8 protein-coding genes are annotated in these 13,102 nt (G+C 70.8%); 2 read left to right on the top strand and 6 right to left on the bottom strand.

Annotated elements, in window-relative coordinates; genetic code table 11:
• Positions 1-50: 50 nt before the first annotated feature.
• From OG766_RS26530 to OG766_RS26520, 3 genes are all read right to left on the bottom strand, one after another.
• A complete protein-coding gene (locus tag OG766_RS26530) occupies positions 51-848 on the bottom strand; it encodes a GNAT family N-acetyltransferase (RefSeq protein WP_266388430.1) in 798 nt (265 codons plus the stop codon).
• A 69-nt stretch (positions 849-917) separates the two neighbouring features.
• Positions 918-2,963 (bottom strand): IucA/IucC family protein, encoded by a 2,046-nt coding sequence (locus tag OG766_RS26525; protein ID WP_266388433.1) that lies wholly within the window; start codon positions 2,961-2,963, stop codon positions 918-920.
• Between the two features lie 29 nt (positions 2,964-2,992).
• Positions 2,993-4,369 (bottom strand): diaminobutyrate--2-oxoglutarate transaminase family protein, encoded by a 1,377-nt coding sequence (locus OG766_RS26520; RefSeq protein ID WP_266388436.1) that lies wholly within the window; start codon positions 4,367-4,369, stop codon positions 2,993-2,995.
• A 296-nt stretch (positions 4,370-4,665) separates the two neighbouring features.
• Between OG766_RS26520 and OG766_RS26515 the strand changes: the two genes are divergently transcribed.
• Positions 4,666-5,886, top strand: coding sequence for a trypsin-like serine peptidase (locus OG766_RS26515; protein ID WP_266388438.1), 1,221 nt, complete (start codon positions 4,666-4,668; stop codon positions 5,884-5,886).
• A 313-nt stretch (positions 5,887-6,199) separates the two neighbouring features.
• The gene (locus tag OG766_RS26510; protein ID WP_266388441.1) at positions 6,200-7,369 is read left to right on the top strand and encodes a trypsin-like serine peptidase; all 1,170 of its coding nucleotides are present in this window, start codon (positions 6,200-6,202) and stop codon (positions 7,367-7,369) included.
• A gap of 78 nt (positions 7,370-7,447) precedes the next feature.
• On the opposite strand, the gene hflX is transcribed toward OG766_RS26510, so the two are convergent.
• The 3 genes from hflX to OG766_RS26495 form a co-directional block, all read right to left on the bottom strand.
• On the bottom strand, positions 7,448-8,941 hold the full coding sequence (gene hflX, locus OG766_RS26505; RefSeq protein ID WP_328726335.1) for a GTPase HflX: 1,494 nt from the start codon (positions 8,939-8,941) through the stop codon (positions 7,448-7,450).
• Positions 8,942-9,120: 179 nt separating this feature from the next.
• Positions 9,121-10,605 (bottom strand): M1 family metallopeptidase, encoded by a 1,485-nt coding sequence (locus OG766_RS26500; RefSeq protein WP_328726334.1) that lies wholly within the window; start codon positions 10,603-10,605, stop codon positions 9,121-9,123.
• Positions 10,606-10,842: 237 nt separating this feature from the next.
• Positions 10,843-12,975 (bottom strand): RelA/SpoT family protein, encoded by a 2,133-nt coding sequence (locus tag OG766_RS26495; RefSeq protein WP_266388449.1) that lies wholly within the window; start codon positions 12,973-12,975, stop codon positions 10,843-10,845.
• Positions 12,976-13,102: the final 127 nt, after the last annotated feature.

The raw sequence follows: 13,102 nt of genomic DNA, 5'->3' as shown, positions 1-13,102 counted from the left end.
TCGAGTGGAACCGATGCGGGGCGAGCGGTGTATCTAGAGCAGCGGGTCGTTCACAGCACTTTGCTCAGGGTTCGGTCGCGGACCATGAGCGCGGCCCGCTTGTCGGGGAGGTCGACCTCCGCGGAGAAGCGGAAGCCGGCGCTCAGGAAGGCGGATACGGAGGGGGTGTTGCGCAGGTCGGGTTCCGCGATGACGCGTGCGCAGTGGGGACGGTGGTCGAGCACGTGATCGGCCGCGGCTCTGAGCAGCGTGGTGCCGACGCCGCGGCCGCGGTCGGCGACGCCTCCGATGAGGAGGTGGATGCCGGTGTCGTGTGGGCGGGCCGGGTAGTGGCGGGCGAGCGGGTCGAGGTCGGCGCGATAGATCTCGAAGTAGCTCATCGCCACTCCGTCGAGGAGGCCGAGACAGGGGATGCTGCGCCCGTCGCCGGTGAGCTGGGATCCGAGGTGGGCCTCGGTGACCGACTCGGGCCCGGCGAGTTCCCAGAAGGCCGCGACGGCCGGATCGTTCATCCAGCGGCTGATCAGCGACAAGTCCCGCTCGATACGGACGGGTACGAGCTGGAAGGAGCCGATGGGGGTGGCGACCGCACCCCAGTCGGCGAGAGTGTCGAGGAGATCCTCGCCGGTGAAGGCCCCATGGTCAGGACCGTTGGCCACGAGGCCTCCGCCCGGTGGTGAGACATGGGGCTCGATGGCCGTCGGGGTGGGGCTCTCGAGTGGCTGGTCCTGTCCGAAGAGCGCGACGAGTTCATCGGGCAGCCGCAGTTCCAGGGTGTCCTCCACGCTCCCGTCGGCGGAGGGGGCGGAGGGAGTTCCGCTGTCGGCGCTCGGGTCGGCGGGAGGCATGGGTGGCGCTCTCCTCTCAGCAGTTCGGACGGTTGGTCTCGGGGTGCCGGGCCGGAGTGGTGGTGTGCTTCAGGAATGGAGGGGGTTGGCGATGGTGACGTAGACGGACTGGGTGTCCACCGGGCCGACCAGTTCGTCGAGGCCATGGAGTCGGGTGAGGAGATTGGCCTTGCAGCGCAGGGTCGGCTTCTCCAGCAGTTGTGCCGGCAGGGGTGAACCCAGGGCACTGACCGAGGCGAGGAAGCGGCGGAAGGCGGCGAGGAGTAGGCGCTCGTCGGCGAGGCGCTGGGCTCCGAAGGCGCCGATGAGACCGAGGACGTTGTTGATGCCGAGGTAGTAGGCGAAGCGCTCGTCCGTGACGGCGTCCGGGACGAAGGTGTCGCTGGCGCTGCCGATCCCGGGGAGCCGGCGTTCGAGCGCGGAACGGTGCGACTCACGGAAGTAGTAGCCCTGGTTGTCGCGGTAGCGGCCGCCGACCGGCCAGCCTGCGGGGTCGAGGATCACCAGGGTGTTCTGCTGGTGGGCCTCCAGGGCAACTCCGGCTGTGGCGTCCAGCCAGAGCACGGGGCGTACGACCTGGTCGAGGTAGCGCAGGAACCACTCGGCGGCGACGGCGCCGGTGGGCCGGCCGGTGCTGGTGGCCAGGTGGTTCACGATCGCGGCGAGGCGTGAGTGCGTGTGGGAACGGCCGGGCCATGGACGGGGGGCGGTGAGGCCCGCGATGCAGACGGCGTCGTCCCCGGCGCCGAACGGGTTGTGGCGGATCATGACGTCCAGTCCCGGCAGCGCTGCCCCGTCGGCGGTGTCGACGGCGAGCCATGCGGGGTCGCGGACGATGTCGAAGCGGGGGTGGGCCGCCCTCCACTGCTCGGCCAGGCCGGTTCGGAGGAGGCGGTGGACCTCCACGCCGCGGTGGAGTTCCTTGCGGAGGTTCTCACGACGTGAGTTGGTGATGCGTACGCCGAGGGAGAGCTTGAGCATGGCGGGAGCACCGGGCTGGTGCACGGTGCGGACGGATGAGGTGGGGTGCCACGGTTCGCCGCCGGGGCCGAGATCGTGGAGGAGACCGGCGTCGAGCAGGGCGGCGACCGCGGGGCGGTGCCCCAGTTCGCGGGCCTGCCAGGGGTGCAGCGGCAACAGCACGGTGTTCGCGGGCAGTTGGAGATCACCGGACAGTCGGCGGGTGAGCTGCTCGGCCGGGACGAGGCGCCCCTCTTCCGTCCAGGCCGACTCGCAGGCCAGGACGGTCCGGTCGACGGCCATCCAGTGGAGCGGGAAGGAGCCGTACAACTCGGGTGAGTACAGCCGGGCTTCGGCGTCGGAGAGCCCTTCGCGGCTCTTGGGAGTGGGGTGGAGCGGATGACCGAGGATCAGTGACTGCTCGGCGGTCAGGAACAGGTCCGTGCCGGGTTGCGGGGCAGGACGTCGGCGGCGGTCGTCGATGAAGTCGGCCGTGCGGCGGACCGAGTCGGCGACCCGCCCGGTCAGATCGACTCCTTCCGACCGGCCCCGGTGCGCCTGACCGTCTGCCTGCGCGACGGCGTGTGTGTCGCCGGCGTCGTGGCCGTCGGCCGCTGCGGACCCGCCGCCGGCCCCGCCCGGCTCTCGGCTGACGAGGGCCGCGACGGTGACGGCGTCGGCCGGTGGTGCGTCGGCCGGGGCGCCTTCGAGCACCGGCGCCCCGAAGCGGTGCCAGCCTGTGATGGACCAGTAACGGACGGGGACGAGCAGGGCGGTGCCGCTGGCGTCGAGCGGGATACGCAGGGTGTTCCCCGCCGGCCTGGCGAGGTCGACCTCCCGCACCCAGCAGCGCAACAGGCTCTCGACGGCGGCTGCGTCGGCGGCAACGAGCGGGTCCGGATGGTCCAGCAGGTCGTGGTGGTCCACCGGGCCGGCTGCCTCGGCGGCCGGGGCCGCGGCGCGGACGGTGGCTGTTGCCAGGGAGGGAGCGGGGTGGGGGGCGACTGCCGTTGCACTCGGGGACCCCGACAGTTGTCGCGGTACCGTCGCCGGCTCGACCGTGCGGGGGACGGCCGTCCCGTTCTGCCCTGTGTACTGGTCGGCGGTGGGGCTGCCGTCGGGCTCGGGTGCGTCGGGAGCGGGAATGCGGTTCACGGGGGACTTCCTTGTGATGTCGTCCGGGGTCAGCTGGACGGTCCGGTTTCGTGGCGGCGCCGCGGTGAGTTCTCGGCCGCTTCCAGGGCGTCGGCGAAGCGGTCGAGCACCGCGTTGGCCTGTTCGTCGGTGAGCGTGAGGGGAGGCAGCAGGCGGACGACACCCGCGTGGCGACCACCGAGTTCGACGATCAACCCGCGGCGCAGGCATTCCTGCTGCACTGCGGCGGCGAGGGAGGGGTCGGCCGGTGGGGCGGCGGCGTTCGGGTCGTCGCTGTCGGGGTCGACGAGTTCGACGCCGATCATCAGTCCGCGCCCGCGTACGTCCCCGATGCACCGGTGGGTCGCGGCGAGGCCCTGGAGCCGGCCGAGCATGCGGGCGCCGAGGGTGGCCGCCCGTTCGGCGAGGCGGTTCTCACGGACGAAGGCCAGTGTGGCCGCGCCGGCCGCCATGGCGAGCTGGTTGCCGCGGAACGTACCGGCGTGGGCGCCGGGCTGCCAGGTGTCCAGGTCGGAGCGGTAGACGATCACGGCAAGAGGAAGGGAGCCGCCGATGGCCTTGGACAGGACCATCACATCGGGGACGATCCCACTGTGCTCGACCGCCCAGAAGGCGCCGGTGCGGCCCACGCCGGTCTGCACCTCGTCGGCGATGAGCGGGATGGAGCGTGCGGCGGTGATCTCACGCATCCGGCGCAGCCAGGCGTCGGGTGCTGGGATGACTCCGCCCTCGCCCTGCACCGGTTCGAGGATCATGCCGGCCGGGGCCGGGACGCCTCCCTTGGGGTCGTCCAGGAGGTTCTCGGTCCAGCGGGCGGCGAGTTCCGCGCCCCGCTCCCCGCCGATCCCGAAGGGGCAGCGGTAGTTCTGCGGATACGGCAGCCGTGTCACGCGGACGTCGGTGGCGCCACCGGAGGCGCCGAGGGCTCCCGCCGTCATGCCGTGGTAGGCGCCCGTGAAGGCGAGCAGTCCGGTACGGCCCGTCGCGGTGCGGACGAGTTTGAGAGCGGCCTCGACGGCATCCGTACCGGCCGGTCCGCAGAACTGGATGCGGGCGCTGTCGGCGAGCGGGCGCGGCAGTGTGGCGAACAGTTCGGTGGTGAAGGCGTCCTTGACCGGAGTGGCGAGGTCGAGAACGTGCAGCGGAGCACCCGAGGCGAGGACCTTCTTGATCGCTTCCAGGACGACGGGGTGGTTGTGGCCCAGGGCCAGCGTCCCGGCACCCGAGAGACAGTCGAGGTACCTGCGGCCGTCGGCCCCCTCGATCGTCAGTCCCCTGGCCCGTACGGGAACGATGGGCAGCGAGCGGGCATAGGTCCGGGCCGCCGATTCGCGCAGGGACTGGCGCCGCAGGATCCCTTCATGGGCGACGGGCTGTGCCAGCGGGGCAGGTTCGATCACGGGCACGGCTCTTTGTCCTCCGGCTGTCACAGTTGTGTCGCGCGTCGGTACAGCGGTCGACCGCCGCACCACGTGGGTGAACGCTGATCCTGCGTCCCCCGTACGTACCAACGACGCCGGAAGCGGGGGATCACGGTCATTCCGGAAGATCCTTGCGGCGAGGAACCACCGCCCTGCCGCACACCGTCCCCAACGTCACCGGCATAGTGAGGGGCCGCAATTGCGCACCGGCAGCGTCGCCGGGGTGCGCGGAAGCGGTCCGTTCGTACACGTCACTCATGAAGTCCCAGGGGGATCACCACATGCGACTCAATCGCCCGACCTTCGCTGCGCGCAGTGGGAGGAGCGCCCGTCGCAAGAGCTCTCCGGTGTTCGCGGCGGCCGCTGTCGCCGCGGCGCTCACGCTGACCGCTACGGCCTGCGGTCCGAGCGAGGACAACGCGGGCAACAAGCCCACCGCGTCGGCCACCGGGCAGTCCACCGACGGAAAGATCACGATTCCGGACGATCTCAAGGACCGGCTCAAGGAGCACGGGATCGACGTGGACAAGTGGCGGAACGGCGAGTGGAAGAACTGGGACAAGGACAAGTGGCTGCGTGAGGCCCAGGACTACGTCAACCCGATCATCGAGGACCTCTGGGACCCGGACCGGATGCGGGACGCCGAGCAGCCCAACAAGCCGGTCGAGGAGGAGGACATCTCCGGGGACAAGGGTGTCACCGACCCGACTCCGCGGCCGGTCGACGCCCAGGGCGTGAGCGCGCCGTACCACGACAACGCCCCCGAGGCCGGGAAGGTGTTCTTCGACGGCCCCAAGGGTTCGATGGTGTGTTCCGCGACCGTCGTGAAGGACCCCGCGAACCCCGGTAAGTCCAACATGGTGTGGACCGCGGGCCATTGTGTGCACGCGGGCAAGGAGGGCGGCTGGTACCGCAACATCGCCTTCGTCCCGTCGTACAACGACAAGGCCAAGCCCTCCACCAAGGGCGACGCCAAGGAGGAGATAGCTCCTTACGGCGTGTGGTGGGGTGACTGGGCGCAGACGTCGGAGCAGTGGATCTCCCAGGGCGCCGCTACCGGCGGCCAGGGCGCGCCGTGGGACTTCGCGGTGCTCCATGTGACCCCGGAGAAGGGCGGCAACGGCAAGTCCCTGGAGGAGACGGTCGGTTCGGCCCTCCCGGTGGACTTCAACGCGCCGGCCGTGCCGAAGATCGGCGGCATGACGGCGACCGGCTTCCCGGCGGCGCCGCCGTTCGACGGTGAGCGGATGTTCCAGTGCCAGGACAAGCCCGGCCGGCTGTCGCTCAGGGCGAACGAGCCCACGATGTACCGCATCGGCTGCACCATGACCGGCGGTTCCTCCGGCGGCGGCTGGGTCGCGGCGGGCAAGGACGGCAAGCCGGCGCTGGTCTCCAACACCTCCATCGGTCCGGTGACGGCGGGCTGGCTGGCCGGACCGCGCCTCGGCGACGAGGCCAAGAGCATCTACGACGCGGTCAGCAAGAAGTACGCAGGCCGGTAACCGCGACAACCGCCACCCGTCGCTGGGGCCTTCGGAGCGATCCGGAGGCCCCAGCGGCGTCGGTCTGCCGTGTCCCGCTGCCCCGTCCATCGCCACATCCAGCTGTGGCGTCTTGCCCGCGGCGTCGCGTCCGCGCCGTCCAGCGCCGGTGCGCGTGGAGACTCCGTGCAGGTGGGGGCAGGGCGCCGACTCGGTCGGACCGGGCGGCTCTAAAGTGGGGCCCGGCACGGGCGGTCCTCCGGATGACCGCCCTTTCGCGTGCCCGCACACGTGACACGTTCATGGCAAACGCACTTCAGGGGGAATCGTTTCTATGCGATCCGTACGTCCGCTGCTGGCCGCCACCGGCCTCGTCGCGGCCCTCGCACTCTCGGCCACCGCATGCGGTCCGGGCGAGGACGACGCCGCCGGCAAGCCCTCCGCGTCCGCCGCCGCCGGGGACAACGGCAACGCCGGCATACCCGCGGACCTGGCCGACAAGCTCAAGGAGCACGGTGTCGACCCGGACAAGTGGAAGAACGGCGAGTGGAAGAACTGGGACAAGGACACCTGGCTCCGTGAGGCCAAGGACTTCGTCAACCCGGTGATCGAAGGCCTGTGGAAGCCGGAGCGGATGATGGAGGCCAAGTCTCCGCAGAAGACGATGGCCGCCGGTGACTTCTCGGGCGACCAGGGCGTCACCGACCCGGAACCGCGGCCCGTGCGGGCCCAGCCCGAGGACAGGCCGTACCACAAGAACGCGGCGCCGGTCGGCAAGGTGTTCTTCGACGCGCCCGAAGGCACGATGGTCTGCTCGGCCACCATCGTGAAGGACCCGAAGAACCCGGGCAGGTCCAACCTCGTGTGGACCGCGGGCCATTGTGTGCACGCGGGTCAGGGCGGCGGCTGGTACCGCAACATCGCCTTCGTCCCGGCGTACAACGACCTCGGCAAGTCCCCGGCGCAGCTGGAGAAGGCACAGCCGCAGGAGATCGCCCCGTACGGCGTCTACTGGGCGGACTGGGTCTCGACGTCCGGTGAGTGGATCTCCGAGGGCGGTCCGACGGGCGGCGGCGGAGCCCCGTACGACTACGCCGTGATGCATGTGAAGCCGGAGCGGGGCGGCAAGTCCCTCGAGGAGACGGTCGGAGTCGCGCTCGATGTCGACTTCGACGCTCCCGCGGCGAAGGACATCTCCGCCATGGGCGCCTGGGGTTACCCGGCGGCGCCGCCCTTCGACGGCCTGATCATGCACAAGTGCGTGGACCGTCCCGGCCGGCTGTCCATCAGCCCCGGGACGCCGACGATGTGGCGCATCGGCTGCACCATGACGGGCGGCTCCTCCGGCGGCGGCTGGTTCATCACGCAGTCGAACGGAAAGCCGGCGCTGGTCTCCAACACCTCCATCGGCCCGGTGACTTCGGGCTGGCTGGCCGGACCCCGCCTCGGCGACGGTGCGAAGGAGATCTACACGTCGATGGGCGAGAAGTTCGCGAGCCGGTAGCCCTCGGACCTGTGCGAAGGCCCGCCCCCTCAAGGAGGGGGCGGGCCTTCGTCCGTCATACGTGCGGGCTCAGAGTGCTCAGTGCGTCACGGGGACATACGGCCCGAGCGCTGCCGCCAGCTCCTCGTGGACGCGTGCCTTGAGCAGCGTGCCCTCGGAGGTGTGCTCCTCGGAGAGCACCTCACCGTCGGCGTGCACCCGCGAGACGAGCGCTCCCTGCGTGTAGGGCAGCAGGGCCTCGATCTCGACCTGCGGCCGCGGGAGTTCGGCGTCGATGAGCGCGAGCAGTTCGTCCATGCCCGCGCCCGTACGGGCCGACACGGCGATCGCGTGCCGCTCGATGCGCAGCAGGCGCTGCAGCACCAGTGGATCGGCGGCGTCCGCCTTGTTGATCACGACGATCTCGGGCACGTCCACGGCACCGACATCACGGATCACCTCACGCACGGCGGCGAGCTGCTCCTCCGGAGCCGGATGCGAGCCGTCGACCACATGCAGGATGAGATCGGATTCGCCGACCTCCTCCATGGTGGAGCGGAACGCCTCGACCAGGTGGTGCGGCAGATGCCGGACGAATCCGACGGTGTCCGCCAGCGTGTACAGCCTGCCGCTCGTTGTCTCGGCCCGGCGCACGGTCGGGTCCAGCGTGGCGAACAGCGCGTTCTCCACCAGGACGCCGGCGCCGGTGAGGCGGTTGAGCAGCGAGGACTTGCCCGCGTTGGTGTATCCCGCGATCGCGACCGACGGGACCTTGTGCCGCTTGCGTTCCTGTCGCTTGATCTCGCGGCCGGTCTTCATCTCCGCGATCTCCCGGCGCATCTTCGCCATCTTCTCGCGGATCCGGCGCCGGTCCGTCTCGATCTTGGTCTCACCGGGGCCTCGGGTGGCCATGCCACCACTGCCGCCGCCACCCATCTGCCGGGACAGCGACTGACCCCAGCCCCGCAGCCGGGGCAACATGTACTGCATCTGTGCCAGCGCCACCTGCGCCTTGCCCTCTCGGGACTTGGCGTGCTGCGCGAAGATGTCGAGGATCAGGGCGGTGCGGTCGACCACCTTGACCTTGACGACGTCCTCGAGGTGGATCAGCTGGCCCGGGCTGAGCTCTCCGTCGCACACGACGGTGTCGGCTCCGGTCTCGAGCACGATGTCGCGCAGCTCGTTGGCCTTGCCCGAGCCGATGTAGGTGGCCGGATCCGGCTTGTCACGGCGCTGGATGACACCGTCGAGCACGAGCGCACCAGCGGTCTCGGCGAGCGCCGCCAGTTCAGCGAGGGAATTCTCCGCGTCCCGGACGGTCCCGGAGGTCCATACGCCGACCAGCACCACGCGCTCCAGACGCAGCTGCCGGTACTCGACCTCGGTGACGTCCTCGAGCTCGGTGGAGAGGCCCGCCACACGCCGCAGGGCGGCGCGCTCGGAGCGGTCGAACTGATCGCCGTCCCGCTCTCCGTCGATCTCGTGGCTCCAGGCGACGTCCTCTTCCATCAGGGCATCGGCCCGAAGGCTCTCGGTGCGGGTGGTGTCCGCGAAGCTCTGCGCGTCCTGGGAAGGGGATGAAGAGGAGGTCATTGGATCCTTACGTCGATGGAAAGCTGGTACGGAACGCACCATACGCTGGTTACAACGCGTCACGGTCCTGGAAGATTCCCGGTGCCCGCGTCCGGAGGGCGATGCTCGGAGGGCAGGGCCCGGCGGCGTCGCCGACGTGTCGATGGTCGCACGGCGCCGCCATGGCCGTCACCCTGGTTTTACCGCTTCCGCGGCTGCTTCACGCCTGGCGCCTGGGTCCGCTTCGACGCCGGAGCTTCACTGCGCCACTGCGGGTGTCCGGGCATCTTCGGCGTCTTCTCGCCGTACAGCCACGCCTTGAGGAACGCGGAGAGATCGCGGCCCGAGATGCGTGAGGCCAGGGCGGTGAAGTCCGCCGTCGTCGCCGTGCCGTCCCGGTGTTCGGCGACCCAGGCCCGCTCCAGGGCCTCGAACTTGTCCTTCCCGATCTCCTGTCGCAGTGCGTACAGGACGAGGGCGCTGCCGTCGTAGACGATGGGCCGGAACAGGCCGAGCTGCTGGCCGGGGGCGGCGGGCTTCGGGGCTGCCGGGGGTCCTCCCGCCGCCCGCCAGCCGTCCGACTGTGCGTAGGCCTCGCGCATGTGCTTCTCCAGGGACCGCTTCGCGTGCTCCTCCGCGTACAGCGACCCGTACCAGGTGGCGTGTCCCTCGTTCAGCCAGAGATCCGCCCAGCCGCGGGGCGAGACGCTGTTCCCGAACCACTGGTGGGCCAGCTCGTGCACCATGACCGAGTCGACGTACCACTGCGGGAACTCGCCGCGGGTGAAGACCGACTTCTCGAACAGCGAGAGGGTCTGGGTCTCCAGCTCGAAACCGGTGTCGGCCTGCGCCACCAGCAGTCCGTAGGTCTCGAACGGATAGGGCCCGACCTTGCTCTCCATCCAGGCCATCTGCGCCGGGGTCTTCTTCAGCCAGGGTTCGAGCAGCGCACGGTCGGCGGTCGGCACGACGTCACGCAGCGGCAGCCCGTGCGGCCCCTCACGGTGGACGACGGTCGACTTGCCGATGCTGACCTGGGCGAGCTCGGTCGCCATGGGGTGCCGGGTGCGGTACAGCCAGGTCGTGGTCCCGCCGGTACGGGCGGTCGCCACCGGAAGACCGTTGGCCACCGCCGTCAGTCCCGCCGGAGCCGTGATCCGGAAGGTGAAGAGGGCCTTGTCGGCCGGGTGGTCGTTGCAGGGGAAGACACGGTGGGCGGCGTCGGCCTGGTTGGCCATCGCCAGACCGTCGGTGGTGCGCACCCAGCCGCCGGCTTCGCCGTTCGGGTCGCTGGTGTGGGTGACGGTGATGGTCAGCGGCTCACCCGTGTCGACGGCTTGCCGGGGGGTGATCACCAGGTCCTCGCCGGCGGCGGCGAACTCGGCACTGCTGCCGTTCACCTCGACCGTCCGTACGGTGCCGTCGGTGAAGTCGAGGTTGATCCGTTCCAGGCGTTCGGTCGCCCGCGCGTCGATCTTCGTGACGGCGTCCAGCGGCTTGGTGTTCGGGCCGCGATAGGTGAACGCGATGTCGTACGTGAGGACGTCGTACCCGGGATTGCCGAGGTGAGGGAAGAGCGGGTCTCCGATGCCGAGCGGTTCGGGAGCGGGGAGTACGGCCGCGACGAGGGTGGCCGAGGCGGCGACGAGCAGTGCGGCCCGGAGGCGTCGAGAGGTGAGCAGCATGCATCACCGCTATCAGCGCGACGATCGCAGAGCGTGACGGCTCGCTCCGCGCACACCCGAACGGCGTCAGAGGGGATCGGGCAAAGCCGGACGCGGGGCCCGGGTCGGAGCGACCGGGCCGGGACGCAGGGGCCGGATCAGGCGCAGGGGCCGGATCGGTCGGGCGGTCCGGGATGCCGCGCTCGGTCGAGACGGTCGGGCCAGGCGCGGCCGCGGAGGCCGTGTCCGGGTCGCGGATCAGATGGTGCCGGCCGGGTGCTGGGCCCGGCTCACGTCGTACACCCCTGCCACATCGCGCATCGCCCGCATCAGCGCGGGAAGTCCGGCGGCGTCCGGGAGCTGCAGCGTGTACGTGTGCCGTACGCGCTGCTCGCTCGGTGGTTCCACGGTGGCGGAGACGATCGCCGCGCCGGCCGTCGCGATGGTCTCGGTGAGATCGGCGAGGAGACGGGTCCTGCCGAACGACTCGGCGACCAGGGTGACCCGGCAGGCGGCCGCCCGGCCCCAGCGCACCTCGACCGGCTCCCGTCCCATGGCGCGCATGCGGGACACGGCGGGGCACTCCTCGCGGTGCACGGTGACGACTCCCCCGCGCACGGCGAATCCGGTGATCGCGTCCGGCGGCACGGGGGTGCAACAGCCGGCGAGGCGGGCGGTCGCCCCGGGGAGGCCGGGCAGCTCGGCCACCGCGTTCGCCGCGGCGCGGCGGCCCGCGGTCGAGGCGACGGGTGCGCGCGGCGCGGCGGCCGGCGGCTTGACCCCTTCGGGATGCTCGGCGAGCCAGCTGGTGATCGCGATCCGCGCGGCGGGGGTACGGGCGTGGTCGAGCCACTCGGGCGACGGCCCCGAGGCGGCGTCCTGGGCGAGCAGCAGTTGCACCGTGTCGCCGTCGCCGAGCCGGGTGCCGAGCGCGGCGAGCCGACCGTTGACCCGCGCGCCGATGCAGGCGTGCGCCTCGTCCCCGTACTGGGCGTAGGCGGCGTCCACACAGCTCGCTCCCGCCGGGAGTCCGAGCGCGGTGCCGTCGGCGCGGAAGACGGTGATCTCACGGTCCGCGGCGAGATCGGCGCGCAGCGACGTCCAGAAGGTGTCGGGGTCGGGGGCGGACTCCTGCCATTCGAGCAGCCGGGAGAGCCAGCCGGGCCGGGTCGGGTCGGCCCGTTCGCCGTCACGGTGACGCTCGCCGTCCGCCGCTTCCGGGACCGGGGCCGCGCCGGATCCGTCCGGTGCGTCCACCGCCGTGTAGGGATTACCGAGGGCGATGACGCCGGCTTCGGCGACGTTGTGCATCTGGTGCGTACGGATCAGGATCTCGGCCACGGCCCCGTCGGCGCCGGCCACCGCCGTGTGCAGTGACTGGTACAGGTTGAACTTGGGGGCGGCGATGAAGTCCTTGAACTCGGAGATCAACGGGGTGAAGCAGGTGTGCAGTTCACCGAGTACGGCGTAGCAGTCGGCGTCCTCGCCGACGAGGACGAGGAGACGCCCGAAGTCCGTTCCGGACAGCTCGCCCCGCTTGATCCGGACGCGGTGGACGGAGACGAAGTGCCGTGGCCGGATGAGGACTTCGGCCTGGATCCCCGCCTCCCGCAGCACCGCTCTGACCCTGTCGGCGACGGCGGCGAGTGCGTCCACGGCGTCGGCGTTGTCCGCGATGAGCGCACGGGTGCGCTCGTACTCCTCGGGGTGGAGGATCGCGAAGACCAGGTCCTCCAGCTCGGTCTTGAGCGCCTGGACGCCGAGCCGCTCGGCGAGCGGGATCAGCACGTCGCGGGTGACCTTGGCGATCCGGACCTGCTTCTCGGGGCGCATCACGCCGAGCGTGCGCATGTTGTGCAGCCGGTCGGCGAGTTTGATCGACATGACCCGGACGTCGTTGCCGGTGGCGACGAGCATCTTGCGGAAGGTCTCGGGCTCTGCGGCCGCGCCGTAGTCGACCTTCTCCAGTTTGGTGACGCCGTCGACGAGGTAGCAGACTTCCTCGCCGAACTCCGCCCGCACCTGATCGAGCGTCACCTCGGTGTCCTCGACGGTGTCGTGGAGCAGGGCGGCGGTCAAGGTCGTGGTCTCCGCGCCGAGTTCGGCGAGGATCAGCGTCACGGCGAGCGGATGGGTGATGTACGGCTCACCGCTCTTGCGGAACTGTCCGCGGTGCGAGCACTCGGCCAGGACGTACGCCCTGCGCAGGATGGCGAGATCGGCATCCGGGTGGTGGGCGCGGTGTGCTTCCGAGACATGGCCGATCGCGTCGGGGACCCGGTCCCGTGCGGTGGGACCGAGAAGCGCGACCCTGCCCAGCCGACGGAGGTCGATCCTGGCGCGGGCGCGTCGGCGGCTGGGAGCACCAGGGTTGGTGGCCTCTGCACTCATGGGGCACCTCCGGCAGCGTCGACCGGCGGTGGGAAGAGCAGGCGTGCCCTCCCGGCCGGTGCTTGATGCTACCGAGCCCACCACGTGGCGGAGTTCACCTCTCGCTCAGCGTGAATCGGATCACCCA

Origin of the sequence: Streptomyces sp. NBC_00259 (genome assembly GCF_036181745.1) — a bacterium.
In the GTDB taxonomy this organism is placed as follows: Bacteria; Actinomycetota; Actinomycetes; order Streptomycetales; family Streptomycetaceae; genus Streptomyces; species Streptomyces pratisoli.
The sequence above is the reverse complement of the archived record's forward strand: the minus strand, read 5'-3'. Positions and strand labels throughout refer to the sequence as shown.